The following is a 20,044-nucleotide window of genomic DNA, read 5'->3' on the forward strand; positions in this document are numbered from 1 at the left end:
CCACCGGCCGGCTACTTCCGGTTATCCATCCGGCTCACGATAATGCTGACCAGAATTCCAGCAATCACCGGAGCCGCCAGATCGTCCCACAGCACCAGGCCCAACTGAGCGAGCGTCATACAGCCGCCTTGTTGCAATGGCAACCGTTCGCGGCTATTCTCGAATTGTTGAGGTTCGAGATTAGCCCCCGATACGTTGCCAGGTTGATACCAAACAACGTGCGGGGGATTTCTCTTTCCAGCAACCCATCCATCGATGCCGCCGGGGTTCAAGCCCCCGCAACATTGCGCCTCACCGGGCGAGCCCGGCTTGCCGACGATTCTACTGGCCCGATAGGGTACCCGCACTCCACCATTACGCGCGGTGCGAGACGCATTCCAGGAAACTTTTTTGTTGCAGCAATACAACGAAAAAGGCCGCAGGTTGTTACCCCTGCGGCCCCGTTCGGGCGCATGCTGCCACTAAGGCAGGCAGATACCCACCGGCCGGCTACTTCCGGTTATCCATCCGGCTCACGATAATGCTGACCAGAATGCCAGCAATCACCGGAGCCGCCAGATCGTCCCACAGCACCAGGCCCAACTGAGCGAGCGTCATACAGCCGCCTTGTTGCAATGGCAACCGTTCGCGGCTATTCTCGAATTGTTGAGGTTCGAGATTAGCCCCCGATACGTTGCCAGGTTGATACCAACAACGTGCGGGGGTTTTCTCTTTCCAGCAACCATCTCTCTATGCCGCCGGGGTTCAAGCCCCCGCAACATTGCGCCTCACCGGGCGAGCCCGGCTTGCCGACTATTCTACTGGCCCGATCGGGTACCCGCACTCCGCCATTACGCGCGGTGCGAGACGCATTCCAGGAAACTTTTTTGTTGCAGCAATACAACGAAAAAGGCCGCAGGATGTTACCCCTGCGGCCCCGTTCGGGCGCATGCTGCCACTAAGGCAGGCAGATACCCACCGGCCGGCTACTTCCGGTTATCCATCCGGCTCACGATAATGCTGACCAGAATGCCAGCAATCACCGGAGCCGCCAGATCGTCCCACAGCAGCAGGCCCAACTGAGCGAGCGTCATACAGCCGCCTTGTTGCAATGGCAACCGTTCGCGGCTATCCTCAAATTGTTCAGGTTTGAGAGTAGCCCCCGATACGTTGCCAGGTTGATACCAAACAACGTGCGGGGGTTTTCTCTTTCCAGCAACCAATTCATCTCTGCCGCCGGGGTTCAAGCCCCCGCAACATTGCGCCTCACCGGGCAAGCCCGGCTTGCCGACGATTCTACGGCGCCCTTCAGATTTCAGCACCCGGCTCGACTGCGTTATTCGAGGCGCATTCCATAGTTTACGCCTGGTCTTTATTTGCCAGCCATACCAGCAGCTTCAGGCTGGCGGAGTAATAGTCGTCCTGCGGCGTAATCTGCGGATCGGCCTGCGCTTCGCCAAGGGTTAAATCGCGTACCGCCAGCAGCCCGCCGGTCATAAACCACGGCGCCACTTCATCGGTATTCACGTTTATCCACGCCGGCGTCTGCAGACGCGGATAGCGCTGGAACCAGTTTTTCCACGGCGTCAGCAGGCTGCTTTTCGGGTCACTCCAGTAGACATACAGCGGAATACGGATCGCATCGAAGCTCATTCGCGTCGGCCACTCTTTTGCCGGCTCCATCTTACCGTCCGCTCTTAAGGCCACCCAGTCGCTGGGAAGCTGCGATTTCCCCCACGCCATTTTCCCCAGCAGCGCCTGGCCATCGCTCTGCAGCTTTCTCCAGGCGGTTAAATGCGTACGCGCGGCGAAGGCCTGCCACGCCGGAAAGATAAAGTAGGAGGGATTAAGATTCAGGTGGTCGTTGAGATAGAATCCCTTTGCGCCCGGAAGCATCACCTGACGACCGGCAAACGTGACCACCGTAGACTTCAGGAGCGAAGCGGTTATCGCATCCGACGCGCTGCCGTAGGATTTTTCATGCCACTGCTGCTGCGCGCGCAGCAGCGCCCAGGCAATCAGGGTATCACCATCGGTGGCGTCATTTTTGTCCGCCACCGGATTGGGCGCCACCGGGTTATAGCGCCAGTAAAACAACCCGTTATCTTTGTTGCGTAGGGTTTTATCGGTCCACTGCCATAGCTTGTCAAAGGCGGAGCGATCGTTATTGGCCACCGCTAACAGCATGGCAAAACCTTGCCCTTCGGTATGGGAGACGTTGCCGTTGCCGGTATCAATAATGCGTCCGTCCGGCATCATAAAACGCGATTTATAGCTTTCCCACGCCGTATCGGCCCACGCGTGGGGAAGCATCATCACCGTCGTCACCACGACTGTCGCTAAAGCACGCAAGGACATAAATTCACCCTTCAGGGATGGAAGTAAAGAAACTGAACGTCAGAGACCGAAAACAGCCGCTCGCGCTGTAACACCACGTGCGCCGCGCCGCCCTGTCCCTGTAGCCAGCGGGAATAAAGCCCCTCGAGTATGGCACAAAACGCATTACACCAGCGGACGCGGCGCGCTTCATCGCGGCTCACCGGCAGCGCCTGATGGCGTAACCGCAGGCCGTCATCGCTAACCTCAACGCTCACTACGCCCCACTGAAAACGGCTTAGCTGCGCATTCATATTGGCTTCCAGCTCACCGAGCGTTTCCGACGCCGGTAGCGGATGCTCATCGGCCAGCGCCTCGCCCATTTGCCGCAGAAAGGGCTGGCTCTCCAGCTCGCCCGCGTTATTGACCATGCCATCAACCATAATCAGCAGCAGATCGAACCACCCGGCAGGGGTTTGCTGCTGCTGAAACCAGGCCATTACCAGCGCATTGTTATTGTCCGTCACGATCAGCGATCTCCCAGCATGTAGCGGATATAGAGGCCGGCGGTGCTCTCGTTGTAATCGCCGAAGGTGTCATAACCCACCTGGCCGCCGAGCGTCATCTGTTTATTGACTTTGTAATCCGCGCCGGCGCGCAGGGTATAGCCGATGCCGCTCTTCGAGGTGGCTGAATAGTAGGCCTCTTTAGCAAAACCGTTGCTAACAGCGGTCTCGAGCGTTTGCTGCCACTCGGCGTTGGTCGGGAAATAGGCGCTCTTATCCTGGCTGTAAGATTGATACCCCACCGAACCGCCAAGCTTCATCGTCCAGTTATCATATTTCTCCGTCAGGCTCACCGGCAGCGACACGCTGACGTAGTTCTGCGGGCTGAAGTAGCCCCCTTGCCCGTAGGTGAAGTAGCTCAGGTTTTTCGAGTAATCCATGTAGCTCATACTCAGCCCGGTCTGCAGCTGACGATACTCATCGTGGTAAGGCCGCAGATAAACCCCGGCGTTGGCGTTGATGCTGGTATTGCTGGCGACGTTTTGTCCCAGGTAGCTATAGCCCCCGCCGCCGACGTAGAAACCGGCATCGCCATCGTCGTAGCTGAGCTGCAGGGTACCGCCGTTTTTGGTCACCTGACCCCAGGTTTTGCCGGAGTAGGAATCCTTCAGCCCCACCCAAGAGAGCAGGCTGTCGGTCAGCGAACGACGCTCGCCGGTAAAAATCAGCGACAGATAGTTAGTCAGCTTCGGCGACCACTTCACGCCGCCCACCACGGTATTCAGATCCTGACCCAGCGGCGTGCTGCCGATATCGACGCGATATTCGTCGCCGCTCAGCGCCACCGCCAGCGCCACGCCGTTGGCTTTTTGTGAATCGGTTGAGCCGCTGGCCCGATCAACGTTAGGTTTCAGATTTGAAGAAGCCAGATAGCTGGCGACCTGCCCGGAATCGTAAGCGCCCAGCTTCGCCAGGTTCTCCATGCCGCTGCTGGTGGTGGCGTTAAAGTCTGAAGCATTCAGCGTGCCGAGACCGCTCAAGGTCTCCGCCCCCGGATTGTTGGCAAAGTACGTCGTGCGCTCGGTATCGGTCATCGCCGCAATCGCCGCCTGCTCGCTGGTGGCGGTGGAAATCATATTGGAGACCGCGTTTGATAGCGGATTCGCGCCATAGCGCCGCCAGGCGTCCCCGGTTGCCGTCCCTGCGTTCAACGTAATCGGCGTCACGGTAAAGTCGAAACGCGAATCACCGAACGGTGAAGAGGACCAGGTCAGCGGGGTTTTGATTTCGGTCAGCTTGCTGGTGCCGGATTCGCCATCGCGGCCGCGAACCTCCATGCCCCCCTGCAGCCAGGTCCCGGTTTTTTCCTGCAACGTCTCCATCATGGTATCCACCTGGCGCAGCATCCGGGTGTGCGCGGTTTCGACCGGCAGATCGGTGCGCTGGATCCCCGGCAGCGTGCTGCCATCGCCCGTCGATACCTGTGAAACCTGCCACGGCATATATTGCCCGTAGGTGGAGGCGGTACGCGTCGCCGCCGGCGTGCGCGAGACGCCGACGAACGGATTATCCGCCGCCAGCACGCCGCCCACGGTCGGCGTTTGCGTGCCGTTGCTGCTCTGTAACCCCAGCAGCCTGCCGCGAGCGCTGCGCAGATAGGTCATCGCCTGCTGATGATGGCCCTGCGATTCGGCCACGCGCGCCAGCAGCAGCAAACGGTCCGGCGAATTATCCGGGCGCAGCCCGCCTGCCAGCTGCGCCGCCCGGTCGTTATCGCCCGCCGACAGCGCGACATCAATAGCCCCGCTGCGCGCGTCCTGGGTCGGCGTATCGCGGGTCATCAGGTAGTCATAGACGACCCCGGCCTCTTTATTCATTTTGCCGCTCTGATAGAGACGCGCCATGGCGAACATCAGGTCGGTATTTTGCGGGTCGCTCTGCATGGCGCCCATCAGCTTGTCATACGCCGCCGCGTAGTTACCCTGCTCGCGCAGGCGATCCGCGTCGTTAATCACATAGCCGTTGCGAATGCTGGCCAGCTGCGTCGGCGTACTGCTTGCCTGCAGCTGCGGATTAGTGAGCAGCCTCTGCGCTTCGTTGGTCAGGCCAGCCTGGTTAAGCACCGTCACCTGATCGGCGTAATCCCCGGCGTTGCCGGAGATACCGCCGTTAATATTGTTACGCACCAGCGATACCGCGGTAGTGACATCGCCGCTCTGGGCCAGCAGGCGCGCCAGTTTACCGACATCCGCCGGGGCTTTTGGCGGCGTCGCGGCCATCGCCCTCAGCGTATTGGACGCCGCGACGGAATTACCCTGCGCCAGATACCCCTCGGCCGTCGCCAGCTGCAGGTTGTAGTTCACCCGCTGGTGCAAATCGCGCATCTGGCTGGTCTGGCTGGCGGGGGGAATTCTTGCCAGCAGCGTTTGCGCCTGCTGCCAGCCGCCGTTCTCGCTGGCGAAAAGGGCGGCGGCGTACAGCGAGCTGCTGCTGGCGCCGGGACGATACGCGGCGCCCATCATCGCGTTCGCCTCGCCGTCGTTACCGGATTTTTGCAGCAGTCGGGCCAGATCGAGGCGCATCCACGCATCGTCCGGATAGCGAGAAACGCCCTGGCGCAGCGTGGCGATCGCCCCGGACACGTTACCGCCGCCGGCCTGCTCCTGGGCCTGTCGACGCAGGGAGTCTCCCGGCGTCCCGGTGACCACGCGCGGCTGCAGCTTTTGCTGCAGGCTTTCCGGCAGCGTTCGCAGCATCGACTGGGCTTCCGCAGTTTTATTCTGTTCACGCAGAACGTAATAGAGATTCTCCCGGGCGGGGCCATTTTGCGGCTGCTCGTTGAGCAGCGCCCGCAGCGTTTGTTCGGCCTGGGGCAGGTCTTTGTTGTGGCGCAGAACGTCGGCGCGGAACAGCTTCGCCGCCGAGCCCTGCGTCCCGCTCTGCTGCGCCAGCGGCGCGGAGAGCGCCAGCGCCTGGCTAATGTTGCCTTGCTTATAGGCCTGCTGCGCCTGAGCAAGCTGGCCGTAAAACAGCGCATCCCCCGCCTGCTGACGCCGGGTTTCAGAGCCCTCGCCGCCGAGATCCGCCGCCCGGCCCAAATACTGAGAGGCCGCCTGAAAATCGCCGCTGCGCTGGGCGATATAGCCCATCCCGGCAAGCGCGTCAGCGTCCTGCGGATTGGTTTGCAGGACCTGTTCAAACTGCTGCTTCGCCGCGGCGGTATTGCCGCTGTTCAGGTCAGCGTAACCCTGACCGCGCGCCTGGCCGCTGCGCCGTTCGCGGAAGTAGTTCTGCACTTCGCTATCCTGCGGATGGCGCTGCATCCAGGTATCGTAAAACGGCTCATCTCCCGGCTGCGGCCCCATCCACAGCAGCGCCTGACGCAGTCCCGCATCGGCTTCTTTGCTGCCGCTGGCCATCGGCTCCAGCATGGCGATCCCTTCCCGGCGGGTCTCTTCGCGCCAGGTCAGCGCCTTGCCGAGGGCCACGCGCGGCCCGTTCTCCTGCGGATGCTGAACGACGTACTGACGCAGTTCGCTCAACGCCTGCGGATAGAGCGATTTGTCGCTGGCCATCGTCATGTAGTATTCCGCCGCCAGTCCGGAAGGCGGAACGCTGCCGTTGAACATACTCCGCCAGGTCGCCAGCGCGGCAGGCACGTTGCCGCTGCGCGCCTGCTGTCTGGCCAGGTTGAGCTGCCCCTGCGGGACCTGCGCCATTTTTTTGGCGCTATCCAGATCCTGCAAGCCGGGACTGTTGGGCGCCGCTTTCTCCAGTCGCGCCCGCCACTGGGCCGCGGCCTGCAGGTTGCCCCCCTGCTGCGCCCACAGCGCCATCAGGTACAGCGCCTGAGCGTTGTTGGCATCCACCGATAACACTTTTTGCAGCGATTCCATCGCCAGCTCGTCGTGCGATTTTTCGTGCCAGTAATTGGCCTGCGCAAACAGCGCCTGCAGCGCCGCATCGTTACCCGCCGCCTGCGCCTCGCCGAAGGCGCCGAGCGTCAGCGCGCCGGACAGGCACAGCGTGGAAAATTGACGGGCCGCCTTCGTATTCATTTTACTGACTCTTTTCATTGGCTATCTCCCGACTCCAGGCGCTTGCGGGCATGACGTTTGAACATCGCGGTCAGCGCCAGACCCAGAATGGACGTGGCGATTAACCCCAGCACCGCCAGCAGGCCGGAGTGCTGGTTGGCATACCACACCGCCATCATGTACCACGGCATCTGGCCGCTGGGGAACGGCGTACTGACCTGGAAGCTACGCACGCCGTTATCGCTGGTAATCACCGCCGTATCGCCGCGAATACCGGCATTGATGCGCGGTGAATTAAGATCGTCTTCCAGTTTCGCCAGCTGATCGTCGCTGCTGGCCATCGCCACCACGACCACCCGCTGCGGGTTCCACGGCGAGCGATAGCTAATAAACCCGCGCCAGGCGCTGCTGGAAGAGAAATAGCGATCGGCATCCACGCCGTCGGAGGCCCAGTCGCCGCTCAGCCTGCGCTGAATTTTTGTCCATAGCGCCGGTTCACGTACGCTCAGCAGGTTATCGACCGGTTGATAGGGAGAATCGGCCAGCAGGCGCTGATTAAACGCTTTCTGATCGAGGGCGCTCACCGCCAGGACATCTCGATCGCGCAGGAACAGCGCATTCGCGCCGTCGTCAGGAACGCCCAGCATCACGCGGTTATTGGCAAGCGCTTTACCGGTCGAATTACCCGAACGGGCGGCCAGATTCAGCATCGTCGCGACCTGCGTTTCCGAAGGCTGTTCCGGCAGCAGCAGCGTGGTTTGCGAATAATCCGCCAACCGGGAGAACGGGAACGACGCGCCGACAAAATAGGAAAGATTCGGCAGCAGCGAGAAGTGCCGCGTACCGCTCAAATCGATCCACGAGTCGTCGGTGATGCGGCTCTTAATCGTGCTGTTCAGCAGGACCGAACAGGGCGCGCTGTCCTTCGGCACCAGATTGAAATAGAGCGAGAGCTGGTTATCGCCGTAAATCAGATACGGCGCCAGCGGGATAGTGAACCGCTCCTGACGCGCGTCGCCGCCCAGGTGACGCCAGAGCTTCTCCAGCGGACCCTGTTTATTCATCGGCAGGTTGTTGAGGAAGGTGTTGTTGAGCGTCACGCTCAGCAGTGACCTATCCTCGTTAATCCAGCTCTCCGACGGGAAACGGTAGCCGATCTGCAGGGGTATGGTTTCGCCATCCCACAGGTAGAGGTCCGGCGCGGCGCGGAAGGCCACGCGTAGCGGTTCATGCCATACGCCGCTGACGGTCATACTTTGATCCTGGCGGATCAGCTCGCTGATTTTTACCGGCCGATCGGTGGCGATCCAGCGCGGGGCATCGTACGGCTTGCTGACGGCTATCGTCTGCGGATCAACATCCATGCTGGCCGTCTGCGGGGCGAAATCGCCGCGGGTCAGGCGCCAGGCGGCCATCCGCAGCGCCGCGTCGTTCTGGCCGACGATGAGCAGCAGCTTATAGGCCGGATTGCCGGGGTTCTCAACGATCCGCAGCAGCGGCCTGTCGGTTTGCGGCAGCGTCAGGCCGCCCACCCGATCGCCGGGGTGGCCGATGATAATACCGTGCTTCTCGGGCAGGCGATCGCGCAGCGCGTCAAAAGCGATACCGCGATAATCGGCCTGAATACCCAGCCATGACGACACCAGCGCCGCTGCGCTGAAGATATCCGCCGTTGGTTTCTCCGGATACGCGATAGCGATATCCGCCGGCGTCATCTGCATGCTGTCGAAAAACGGGCGCGGGAAATGGCCTAAATCGTTGCTGATATTAAGCTGCTGGCTCTCCCAGCTAAAGTGGGAGGCGGGTAAAATGGTCACCCGCGAGGTGTCGTGAATATCGAGCCGGCACTGCATTGCATCGCCGTCGTTAATCTTAAAGCTCAGGTTGTTGCTGGAGACCATCAGCGCCGCCGGAATATCCAGCTGATAGTGCGAGATCTCCTCGCCGTCCGCGCCCAGCGGCAGCGTGCCGAGCGGCTGGCCGTTGAGCATTAACTGCAGCGTGGCGTTGCGGGACGCCATCTCCGGCGAGACCTTAACATCCAGCATCAGCTGGGCATGGGTGACCACCTGATCGGAGGGCAGCGTAAAGCTGGCGCCGCCCTGGTTTTGTCCACCGCTAAGGATGATACCGTCCGGCATGCCCATCTGCATGAGGTTCAGGTCTCCGCCGACAATCGGCGTTAGCGGCACCGTATCAGCGACCCCAGAGGCAACCGGCGACGGCATCGCGGGTAGCGAAGCCGGCTGAGGGACGTTTGCCGGCGCGGGCTCGGTCGTGGCGGGCGAATTCGCTTCGCTGGCAGGCGCCGACGCGCCGCTGGCTTCCGCATCAGGTAGCGGAAAATTAAGCGGCGGCAATGCGTCAGAGGGCGTTTCCTCGCTATGCAGCGCTGGCGCAGAGAGCATACCGGCCAGCAGCGCAAGCGTCGTTAAACGTTTCATAGGCTGCCATCCTCCTGCGCGGGATTCGCCGCAGGCGGCTGACGACGCTGGCTACGGCGCGTCTTCCACGTCAGCCAGAACAGTTCGAATACGCAGCGCAAAATGGTGGCAAAAGAGCGGAACGGGTTGTCCTGCGGGCGCGGCGGGTTAATCCACGCATCGGCGCGGGCCAGCACCACGCGCACCAGCTCGCGGCGGCGGGAGAGCTGAATGTTTTCATCAAATTGCAGACGAATAAACTGGTCGTCAGCGGTAACCTGGCGCACCGGGATCGAAATCGCGCCGGACTGGAGAATCAGCTCAATCTCTTCGATTTCATCCTGCAGGTGACGCTTATCCGGCGCGCTTACGCGGCAGCCGCCCATGGACAGGTCCGCGGTGTGGCTGCGGGAGACAATGCCGCTGGTGTAGTGGATCAGTACCGGAATATCGACATCAATACGAATCGTTTTTCGCACCTGACGGGTTTCGCGCGCCACGGCAATGGCGGCCAGCAGGAAGATCAGGCTGTAAATCCCCCAGCCGACGTTCAGCGCGATAACGTTCGGGTCTGAGCCAAAGTAGTCGTGACCGATGGCGCGGACGATACCGACCACCACCCCCAGGCCCAGCAGACAGGCGACGACCAGGTGCGGTCTGACGACGGTAAAGTCGAAGTAGCCCACGTCCAGCAGGCCGCCTTTATCGGTCACGTTGAATTTCCCGCGTTTGGGGAAAATCATGGTCACCAGCGTCGGCAGCACCAGGTGGAACGCCAGCACGATATCGTAGATTTCGCCCCAGAAGCTGTAACGATAGCGACCGTTCATGCGCGAGCCGACATAGATCGCGAGGAACAGATGCGGCAGCGCGTAGGAGACAATCAGGCTGGCCGAGGAGTAGATGATATTCAGGTTGAACAGCAGGTAGGCCAGCGGTGCGGTGACAAAGACCACCCGCGGCAGGGCGAACTGATAATAGAGCATGGCGCTGAGATAGCACAGGCGCTGCTGGAACGTCAGCCCACGGCCCAGTAGCGGGTTATCCAGACGGAATATTTGCGTCATCCCGCGCGCCCAGCGGGTACGCTGAATCACGTGCACCACCAGACGTTCGGTGGCTAAGCCGGCCGCCAGAGGAATATCCAGGAACGCCGACTTCCAGCCCAGGCGCTGGAACTTCAGCGCGGTATGGGCATCTTCGGTCACGGTCTCTACCGCAAAGCCGCCGATCTGTTCCAGCGCGGCGCGGCGAATGACGGCGCAGGAGCCGCAGAAAAAGGTCGCGTTCCAGTTGTCGTTCCCCTGCTGAATCGGGCCATAAAACAGCATCCCTTCGTTAGGAATATTGCGGCCCACGGAGAGGTTGCGCTCAAAGGGGTCCGGAGAATAGAAGTAGTGCGGCGTCTGCACCAGCGCCAGCATCGGATCGTTGAGGAATCCGCCCACCGTCGCCTGCAAAAAGACGCGGGTTGCCACGTGATCGCAATCAAAAACGCAGATAAGCTCGCCGTGGGTCAACGTCATCGCGTGGTTGAGGTTGCCCGCCTTGGCGTGTTTGTTATCGTTACGGGTGATATACCCAACCCCAACGTCGGCGGCGAATACCGCGAATTCATTGCGCTTACCGTCATCCAGCAAATAGATTTTTAATTTATCTTTTGGATAATCAATACACTGCGCAGCCAGCACCGTATCACGCACCACCTCAAGCGGTTCGTTATAGCTGGGAATATAGATATCTACCGTCGGCCACTTGCTCATATCATCCGGCAGCGGGACAATTTCACGCTTTAGCGGCCAGACCGTTTGCAGGTAGTTAAGCAGCAGCATCACCCAGATATAGACTTCCGCCAGAAACAGCCCCATCCCCAGAATCGCTTCGATGGTGGAGTTAAAATGCAGGGTCTGCGTCAGACGGAAATACATATATCGGGTCGACATCAGCAGCGATGTCACCACCATGATGACGGAAACGCTGCGGTTTTTACTGAACCCCATCACAAAGAGAATACCGATGCTCAGCAGGCCAAAAATATACTGCTTTTGGCTGTCCATCGGCGTGATCACCACCAGCACGGCAATGGGCGAAAGTACCAGTACCAGCAACCAGAAAAGCGTCTTTTTCATTCAGCAGCCCTGCAATTAAATTAAAGCCCTGACCTGCGAGGCTGGCTATGCACCTTGCCGTCACCAATATTGATACCCAACTGCGCAGAGATTTTTTTGGCAATAATTTCAATATCAAAGGCGGCTGCGGAGGAGGAGTTAAAGTCCAGGATAGACTTCTGGGAAGCATTCGCTTCCACCACGCTTTCATCACGATGGATGATGCCCAGCAGACGATCGCCCAGCTTTTCTTCCATTAACGCCGTAACATCGCGGCTGACCTGGCGACGGTTATCGCTCTGGTTGATCACAAAATAGTGTCCGAGTTTATGGTTGAGTTCGCCCCCGGTCAGACGCAGCTTTTCCACGGGCGCCAGCGCGGACATCGAGGCGGTATCCGCCAGCAGCGGTACCAGATGCATATCGGCAAGCGAAGTGAGCGCCTTTAGCGCGGGCGAAGGGCCCGGCGGCAGGTCGGCAATCGTAATCAGTCCCGGATAATTGAGTAATGCCGCCAGGCCGCGCGTCAGGAAATGCTCATCATGGCTCAGGCGTTCATCGAAGGCCTGCCGCTGCGCGTCGCTCACGTCGCCGTAGGGCAAGACGAAAATATTGCTGCCGGCGCTTAATACGCACTGGCTCCAGTCATGGAGCTCCAGCGCTTTCGCGACATAGCCGCGCTCGTCGCTGAGGGGGACGCCAAAATGCAGGCGCAGGGCGTTCTGCACATCAAAATCGAGGGCCAGAACTTTACTGCCTGCGCGGGCCAGCGCCCAGGCCAGATTTGCCGCCAGGGTCGTTTTTCCTACGCCGCCTTTCGGTGAACACACGCAGATCAACGGCATGTCGCAATCCTCTCCAGGAGTGATTTCAGTGACTGATCTTTATCTTTTGCTACCGGCTCCGCGGTTTTGGCCGCAAAAAGATGGGCAAAACCCTCCGTCGTCGGCGCGGCCGCCGGACGAGGCCTGACTGCCGGAGCAGGGACGCTGACCGGTACCGGCTGCGCAGCAGCCTGAGAAACCGCCGGCTGGGAAGCGGGCGTAGCCGCTGCCAGGCTTTGCGGCAGCGCAGGCTCTACGGCCACTGCAGCAGTCATGTCCGTCACGGGGGCGGGCTGCGGCGCGGAGGGCGGGATAATCAGGGACGGTGCAGCCAAAGAGGGCGCCGGGGGAGCCTGAACGACCGCAGGCTCCACCTTGTGAAACATATCGGCAGGAACCCGCTGCGGCAGAGGTAAGGAAACTGACCCACCCATGGCCAAAGAAGACGCTTCCTCCGCCGGAATAAGTTGATTGAGAATAACCCAATCCCCTTTTTCACCGGCAGCGGCTTCTGATGAAAGGTCCTTGAATTTTAGACTGTGTGTCCGCGTCTTTTCCTTGAAGCGCTGCAAATCATCATAATGGTTCATAGATAACCTCATGATTTAAATACGTCATATTTAATCTGTTTTAATTGTCATCCCACGCCACTAAAGCGTAGTTTAATTTGTTGTTTTTTGGGCATTTACCCGGCGTTACGGCCGTCACAATACGCTAACTTTAGTCGCGATTTGATTATTTTGGATAGGTCAGGCTGGTGTAATTCCATAGTGGTAGTGCGGTTACACTAACAGTTCTTTTTCAAAATGATAGCCCCATTTTTTGGGCGGCTGCGCCGTCAATCCCCCCGCAGCCTGCCAGGCTATTAGCAGATCGTAGTTTTTTATACTGTCTGAATTTTAAAAAATGGCGTAATACACGCCAGGGGAAGGCTAAAGAGAATACATTTTAATATTTTTTAAGGCGTTTAGAAATCACTTACCGCGCTTAATTAAAATAATAAAATAGTGTTCCCGTCCAAAATAAATAGCTCAGGATGTTAGCTAAAAACCAGGAATATAAAGCGTTGACCGAACAACAAGGAACAGTTTTATGCATCGCTTTTGCTGTTAATTTGCTCCGGCTAAAGAAACAATCAAGATAAAGTAAAATACATTCATGTAGTTATCCCGGACTCCCGAGATAGCAATGGTTGTGGCGTAAAATGCCGGTATTGTTCGTTGTCGGTTGTTCCAACAGTGCTGAGTTATGGTTAAAAAAAAGCCGAAGCACAGGCTTCGGCTTTGATTATCGATTGCCTGAATCAGCTCAGGGGCTTCTCGCCGTTCTGATCCTGGTCGACCGCAAAGCAGGCTACCAGCTGGCCACCGTAGTCCTTCAGCTGCGGCTGAAGCTGGGTGCACGGGCCGAAACGGCGACGGCAGCGGGCGTTAAACGCGCAGCCCGGCGGTGGATTCAGCGGGCTCGGCAGCTCGCCGGTGAGCTTGATGCGCTCGCGGCGGTCATCCGGATTCAGACGCGGCGTTGCCGACAGCAGCGCCTGCGTGTACGGATGCTGCGGGTTGTTGAAGATTTGATCTTTCGTCCCTTTCTCCACGCAGCGGCCTAAATACATCACCATCACTTCATCAGCGATATGCTCCACAACCGACAGATCGTGGGAGATAAAGACGTAAGAAAGCCCCAGATCCTGCTGTAAATCCATCATCAGGTTCAGCACCTGCGCGCGCACCGAAACGTCCAGCGCGGAAACCGGTTCGTCGGCGATCACCACGTCCGGGTCAAGCATCAGACCGCGGGCAATGGCGATACGCTGACGCTGGCCGCCGGAGAACATATGCGGATAGCGGTCGTAGTGCTCGGTTTTCAGGCCCACTTTGGCCATCATCGCCAGCGCCTTCTCCCGGCGCTGCTCTTTGCTCAAGCTGGTGTTGATCTGCAGCGGCTCTTCCAGAATCTGCCCCACCTTTTTACGCGGGTTCAGCGAACCGTAGGGGTTCTGGAACACAATCTGGATTTTCTGCCGGCGCAGCTTCTGCGCCTGCGGATCGTGCTTAAGCAGGTCCTGTCCCTGGTAATAGAGCTCGCCGCCGGTGGGGATTTCAATCATCGTCAGCAGACGACCGAGCGTGGATTTACCGCAGCCGGACTCCCCCACTACCGCCAGCGTTTTACCGCGTTCAAGGGTAAACGAGACGCCGTCCAGCGCCTTGACCAGGCGTTCCGGCGTGAAGAGCCCCTTCTTCACCGGATAGTATTTTTTCAAATCGGTGGCCAGCAACAGAGGCTGTTGCGTGGTGGCCTCATGCGTACTCATAGCCCAGGCCTCCCGGCATCATCAAGTGGGTAATGACATTTCGACTGGCGACCGCCGTTAAGCAGGTTCAGCTCAGGTTCTTCGCTGCGGCATTTGTCGGTCGCATAGGGGCAGCGCGGGTTGAGCAGACAGCCGCTCGGACGGTCGTATTTGCCCGGCACCACGCCCGGCAGCGAGGCAAGACGCGCTTTATCCTGAGCGAACTCCGGCAGCGCGCGCAGCAGCGCCTGCGTATAGGGGTGGCGAGGCGCGCGGAAGATATCCTCCGCATCGCCGGTTTCCACCACCTGCCCCGCGTACATGACGATGATTTTGTGCGCCGCTTCGGCCACCAGCGCCAGATCGTGGGTAATCAGGATCAGCGCCATATTCTCTTTCTGCTGCAGCTCCAGCAGCAGCTCGATGATCTGCGCCTGGATGGTCACATCCAGCGCCGTCGTGGGCTCATCGGCAATCAGCAGCTTTGGCCGACAGGCGATGGCCATCGCGATCATCACGCGCTGGCTCATACCGCCGGAAAGCTGGTGCGGATAGACGTCAAGACGCGAAGCCGGATCGGGGATCCCCACCAGCGTCAGCAGGTCAATCGCCCGCTGCACGCGGGTTTTCTTGTTGCCGCCCTGGTGCACCTTAATGGCTTCCATAATCTGGTAACCGACGGTATAGCACGGATTCAGGCTGGTCATCGGGTCCTGGAAGATCATCGCCACTTCCGCGCCCACCAGCTGGCGGCGCTCTTTTTCGGAAATGCGCTTCAGGTCGCGACCGTTAAACTCCAGCTTTTCAGCCATCACCCGGCCGGGATAGTCAATCAGCCCCATAATCGCCAGCGAGCTGACCGATTTACCCGAGCCGGACTCGCCGACGATACCGACCACTTCGCCCTGATTTACGCTGTAGCTTACGCGATCTACGGCGCGGAACGGCGTCCCTTCGTCTCCGAAGTGCACCGAGAGTTTATCTACATTTAATAACGCCATCTCGAACCTCTTACTGCTTCAGTTTGGGATCGAGCGCGTCACGCAGACCGTCACCCATCAGGTTAAATGCCAGCACCGTCAGCAGGATAGCGACACCCGGAAAGGTGACGACCCACCAGGCGCTCTGCGCGAACTGCAGCACGTCGGAGAGCATCGTGCCCCACTCCGGTGTCGGCGGCTGCGCACCCATGCCAAGGAAGCCAAGAGCGGCCATATCGAGAATGGCGTTAGAGAAGCCCAGCGACGCCTGAACAATCAGCGGCGCAAGGCAGTTAGGAAGAATGTTGATGAACATCTGACGCATCGCGCCTGCCCCCGCCACGCGGGAAGCGGTCACGTAGTCGCGGTTTACCTCCACCAGCACCGCGGCGCGGGTCAGACGCACGTAGTGCGGCAGGGCGACAAAGGTCAGCGCTATTGAGGCATTGACGATCGACGGACCGAAGATGGCCACCAGCACCAGCGCCAGCAGCAGGCTCGGCAGCGCCAGCATAATATCGACAACGCGCATAATGACCGAGTCAACCACGCCGCCAAAGTAGCCCGAGACAAGGCCGAGCACCACGCCGAGGATCAGCGACAGTACCACCACCAGACAGCCTACCAGCAGCGACAGGCGCGCGCCGTACATCAGGCGCGACAGGATATCGCGGCCGACGTCATCGGTGCCGAGCAGGTGGCTCACGCTGCCCCCCTCCTGCCAGAACGGCGGAGCCAGCAGCGCATCGCGGAACTGATCCGCCGGATTATAGGGCGCGAGGAAGTTGGCGAAGACGGCGATGATAATCATCACCACGACATAGGCCAGCCCCACGACGGCGCCTTTGTTGCGTTTAAAATAGTGCCAGAACTCCTGCAGAGGGGTCATTGGCACCGGCGCGGCGACAACTTTATTTTCAGTAATTTGTGACATGATGGCCCCTTACTTCTTATGCCGGATACGCGGGTTCACCACGCCGTACAACAGGTCGACCAGCAGGTTGACGAGAATAATCATCGTCGCCACCAGCAGCACCCCGCCCTGCACCACCGGATAGTCGCGGCGCTGCAGCGCGTCAATCAGCCAGCGGCCAAGGCCCGGCCAGGAGAAGATGGTTTCGGTCAGGATGGCCCCCGCCAGCAGCGTACCGACCTGCAGACCGATCACCGTGACCACCGGCAGCATCGCGTTACGCAACGCATGAACGATGATCACCCGCATCCGCGTCAGGCCTTTCGCGCGCGCGGTACGGATATAATCCTCGCCCAGCACTTCCAGCATTGATGAACGGGTCATACGCACGATCACCGCCAGGGGAATCGTCCCCAGCACCACGGCGGGCAGGATCATATGCATTACCGCATCAATAAAGTCGCCCGGCTCGCCCCAAATCGCGGTATCGATCAGCATAAATCCGGTCAGCGGCAGGGTATCGTCAAGGAAGACGGTATCGCTGATGCGCCCGGAAACCGGCGTCAGGTTAAGCTGTACCGACACCAGCATGATCAGCATCATGCCCCACCAGAAGATAGGCATAGAGTAGCCTGTCAGCGCGAGGCCCACGGAGGTGTGGTCGAAGATAGAGCCGCGTTTAACCGCCGCCAGCACGCCCACCGGGATCCCGACGATGACGGCAAAAATCATCGCGCAGACGCCCAGCTCCATCGTGGCCTTAAAGCGCGGCACAAACTCTTGCCAAACGGGAATACGGCTTTTCAGCGAGATGCCCAAATCGCCGTGCATCACGCCCCAAATATAGTTGACGTACTGCTGCCACATTGGTTTATCGAGGCCCATTTCGGCCAGCAGCTGCGCGTGACGTTCAGGGGAAATACCACGTTCGCCCGCCATAATCATCACCGGGTCGCCGGGGATCATATGAACGAAGGCAAAAGTGAGAAGGGTAATACCGATAAATGTTGGGATGACAAGTCCCAAACGTCGGAGAATGAACTGCAACATAACCCGGATTCTCTCTGGAGACGGCCCGCCTGGTGACAGGACGTCTGTATTGCTCACAAATGTCAATTCCCTCTCCCCAAGGCGGGGAGAGGGGAAACACGCTGTTATTATTCGATAGAGACGTTATCGAAGTGGTGTTTACCTAATGGATCGACCACGTAGCCTTTGACCTCTTTACGCACCGGCTCATAGACGGTGGAGTGGGCGACGATCAGCGCCGGAGCCTGATCGTGCATCACGACCTGAGCCTGCTTATACAGCTCAATGCGTTTGTTGTGGTCATCGGTGGCGCGAGCCGGCTGAATCAGGTCTTCAAACGGCTTGTAGCACCAGCGGGAGTAGTTAGAACCGTCTTTTGCCGCCGCGCAGCTGAACAGGGTGGCGAAGAAGTTATCCGGATCCCCGTTGTCGCCGGTCCAGCCCATCATGACGGTCTGATGCTCGCCCGCTTTCGCGCGCTTGAGGTATTCACCCCACTCGTAGGTCACGATCTTGGCCTGGACGCCGACTTTCGCCCAGTCAGCCTGAATCATCTCAGCCATACGGCGCGCGTTCGGGTTATACGGACGCTGTACCGGCATCGCCCACAGGTCGATGGTGAAGCCTTTTTCCAGGCCTGCTTCTTTCAGCAGCGCTTTCGCTTTCTCTGGATCGTAGGTGTAGTCTTTAACGTCGTCGTTATAGCCCCACATGGTCGGCGGGATCAGGTTCTTCGCGGCCTGGCCTGCGCCCTGGTAAACGGCTTTGATAATCGCTTCTTTGTTTACCGCGTAGGTCAGCGCCTGGCGAACTTTGACATCATCCAGCGGCTTCTTCTCGGTGTTGAAAGAGAGGTAGCCGACGTTCAGGCCCGGCTGTTCCAGCAGCGTGATGTTTTTGTCTTCCTTCATGCGCGCGATATCTGCCGGGTTCGGGTACGGCATAATCTGGCATTCGTTTTTCTGCAGCTTAGCGTAGCGCACGGAAGCATCAGGGGTAATGGAGAAGACCAGGCGATCGATTTTCGGCTTGGTGCCCCAGTAGCCCGGGAAGGCTTTATAGAGAATGCGGGAGTCTTTCTGGTACTGCAGCAGCTGGAACGGGCCGGTACCGATTGGGTTGAGGTCCACTTTCTCCGGCGTACCGGCTTTCAGCATGTTGTCGGCATACTCTTTTGACAGAATAGAGGCGAAGTCCATGGCGAGATCGGCAAGGAACGGCGATTCCGGACGGGTCAGCACGAACTGGACGGTGTTATCGTCCACTTTCTTCACTTCGCTAATCAGGTCAGGTAATCCCATCCCTTCAAAGTATTCATAGCTGCCGCCAGACACTTTATGGTACGGGTTATTGGTATTTTTTTGTCTGTCGAAGGAGAAGACAACGTCATCGGCGTTCAGCGTGCGGGTCGGTTTAAAATCTTTATTATCCTGCCACTTCACGTCTTTACGCAGATGGAAGGTATAGGTTTTCCCGTCTTCGCTAACTTCCCATTTTTCAGCCAGGCCCGGAATGACTTCCGTGGTGCCGGTTTTAAATTCCACCAGGCGGTTATAAATCGGCACTGAGCTGGCGTCATAGGTGGTACCAGAGGTGAAGAGCTGCGGGTTAAAGCCTTCCGGCGAACCTTCTGAACAATAAACCAGGGTCTTCGCTTGTACGCTTGCTGCGACGGTCATGGCAACCAGGCTCAGACCAAGCTTCAGCATCCCTGATTTCTTCAAGGAAATACTCATTATTCTGCTCCAAATGTGATGTTGTTTGCATATATCCGCCAGACCTTTATTTATTTTTATTCGTCATATTGCGAACTACGGATGCGTTGGCTGCGCTCGATAACCCCGGTCACATAGTCATCTATGCTCCCGGAGATTCTCACGCTTGCCGCCTTCCCGCAGCTCGAACTATTTAGAATATACCCGGTCCGGTCGGTGGTGCCCGAAAGCGTTGAGAGAGATGGGGATTCCTTTCACAAAAACGACTGAGTTGCAGTACGGATTCTCCATGAAATGCCCCTCATGCCCTACAATCTGTCAACAGAATGGGGAAACGTCAATACAGCCAACCTGGTTTTACATCCGGTGTGAGAATTGGCGGGCAAAGATTAAAAAAAGTGCAAAGCGCTATTTCCAGCAGAGAAATTTATGCTAGCGGCCAATAGACAGAATAAACACCTTAATATTTTCCAGCAGCCAGTGATAAGCAATTATGGTAAATGGTAAAAATTTCTTGCGATGTGACCAATATGTGAGCGATAAATAGCGTGAACGTTAAAACGCACAGCGGAAAATGCTGAAGTTATCCATAAGCTTCGCGAAAAAAGATCGGAGTATATATAAAAAAATACAATGGAAGATGTCACAAAATAGGGAATTGGCGCCAGGAAATGAGGGTGGAGGCGTTTTCTTACACTCTTAGCAAGCAGCGTATTTTCCCGGAGGCGATGCTGGCGCATCTGTCCGGGCTACACGGCCCGCAGACAACGCTGAACCCGTAGCCCGGGCAAGACGCTTTGCGCCGCCCCCGGGAGCGGTGTGCAGTACGGCAGCATTTCCCGGAGGCGATGCTGGCGCATCTGTCCGGGCTACCGGCCCGCAGACAACGCTGAACCCGTAGCCCGGGCAAGGCGCTTT

The 20,044-nt window shown here is 58.5% G+C and carries 14 protein-coding genes and 1 pseudogene; all 15 read right to left on the reverse strand.

Annotation, left to right across the window (positions count from 1 at the left end; genetic code table 11):
• Nucleotides 1–11: 11 nt before the first annotated feature.
• The gene (locus FQK12_RS13605; protein ID WP_004855299.1) at nt 12–119 is read right to left on the reverse strand and encodes a type I toxin-antitoxin system toxin Ldr family protein; all 108 of its coding nucleotides are present in this window, start codon (nt 117–119) and stop codon (nt 12–14) included.
• 370 nt (nt 120–489) lie between these two features.
• The gene (locus tag FQK12_RS13610) at nt 490–597 is read right to left on the reverse strand and encodes a type I toxin-antitoxin system toxin Ldr family protein (RefSeq protein ID WP_004855299.1); all 108 of its coding nucleotides are present in this window, start codon (nt 595–597) and stop codon (nt 490–492) included.
• Between the two features lie 368 nt (nt 598–965).
• Nucleotides 966–1,073: a type I toxin-antitoxin system toxin Ldr family protein gene (locus tag FQK12_RS13615; RefSeq protein ID WP_014227177.1), complete on the reverse strand. Its 108-nt coding sequence runs from the start codon at nt 1,071–1,073 to the stop codon at nt 966–968.
• 265 nt (nt 1,074–1,338) lie between these two features.
• Complete coding sequence (locus FQK12_RS13620; protein ID WP_014839755.1) at nt 1,339–2,337, reverse strand: glycosyl hydrolase family 8; 999 nt, start codon at nt 2,335–2,337, stop codon at nt 1,339–1,341.
• A gap of 11 nt (nt 2,338–2,348) precedes the next feature.
• Nucleotides 2,349–2,825 carry a cellulose biosynthesis protein BcsD gene (gene bcsD / locus FQK12_RS13625; protein ID WP_032694183.1) on the reverse strand — a complete coding sequence of 159 codons (477 nt, stop codon included), beginning with the start codon at nt 2,823–2,825 and terminating at the stop codon, nt 2,349–2,351.
• Entirely contained in the window at nt 2,825–6,877 is a 4,053-nt protein-coding gene (locus tag FQK12_RS13630) for a cellulose biosynthesis protein BcsC (RefSeq protein WP_014227180.1), read from the reverse strand. The genes bcsD and FQK12_RS13630 overlap by 1 nt, the downstream gene beginning before the upstream one ends.
• Nucleotides 6,874–9,282 carry a cellulose biosynthesis cyclic di-GMP-binding regulatory protein BcsB gene (gene bcsB, locus FQK12_RS13635; RefSeq protein ID WP_014227181.1) on the reverse strand — a complete coding sequence of 803 codons (2,409 nt, stop codon included), beginning with the start codon at nt 9,280–9,282 and terminating at the stop codon, nt 6,874–6,876. Before bcsB ends, FQK12_RS13630 begins: the two co-directional genes overlap by 4 nt.
• Entirely contained in the window at nt 9,279–11,390 is a 2,112-nt protein-coding gene (bcsA, locus tag FQK12_RS13640) for a UDP-forming cellulose synthase catalytic subunit (protein WP_014227182.1), read from the reverse strand. Before bcsA ends, bcsB begins: the two co-directional genes overlap by 4 nt.
• Nucleotides 11,391–11,410: 20 nt before the next feature.
• A pseudogene (gene bcsQ, locus FQK12_RS13645) lies at nt 11,411–12,203 on the reverse strand (cellulose biosynthesis protein BcsQ).
• A gap of 1 nt (nt 12,204) precedes the next feature.
• A complete protein-coding gene (bcsO, locus tag FQK12_RS13650) occupies nt 12,205–12,783 on the reverse strand; it encodes a cellulose biosynthesis protein BcsO (protein ID WP_014227184.1) in 579 nt (192 codons plus the stop codon).
• A 713-nt stretch (nt 12,784–13,496) separates the two neighbouring features.
• On the reverse strand, nt 13,497–14,510 hold the full coding sequence (dppF, locus tag FQK12_RS13655) for a dipeptide ABC transporter ATP-binding subunit DppF (RefSeq protein ID WP_014227185.1): 1,014 nt from the start codon (nt 14,508–14,510) through the stop codon (nt 13,497–13,499).
• A complete protein-coding gene (gene dppD / locus FQK12_RS13660; RefSeq protein WP_014227186.1) occupies nt 14,507–15,490 on the reverse strand; it encodes a dipeptide ABC transporter ATP-binding protein in 984 nt (327 codons plus the stop codon). Before dppD ends, dppF begins: the two co-directional genes overlap by 4 nt.
• Before the next feature lie 10 nt (nt 15,491–15,500).
• Nucleotides 15,501–16,403: a dipeptide ABC transporter permease DppC gene (gene dppC / locus FQK12_RS13665; RefSeq protein WP_014227187.1), complete on the reverse strand. Its 903-nt coding sequence runs from the start codon at nt 16,401–16,403 to the stop codon at nt 15,501–15,503.
• Nucleotides 16,404–16,412: 9 nt separating this feature from the next.
• The gene (dppB, locus tag FQK12_RS13670) at nt 16,413–17,432 is read right to left on the reverse strand and encodes a dipeptide ABC transporter permease DppB (protein ID WP_014227188.1); all 1,020 of its coding nucleotides are present in this window, start codon (nt 17,430–17,432) and stop codon (nt 16,413–16,415) included.
• 107 nt (nt 17,433–17,539) lie between these two features.
• Entirely contained in the window at nt 17,540–19,147 is a 1,608-nt protein-coding gene (gene dppA, locus FQK12_RS13675) for a dipeptide ABC transporter periplasmic-binding protein DppA (RefSeq protein WP_004855324.1), read from the reverse strand.
• Nucleotides 19,148–20,044: the final 897 nt, after the last annotated feature.

Source organism: Klebsiella sp. ME-303 (assembly GCF_007910085.1).
Lineage (GTDB): Bacteria > Pseudomonadota > Gammaproteobacteria > Enterobacterales > Enterobacteriaceae > Klebsiella > Klebsiella michiganensis.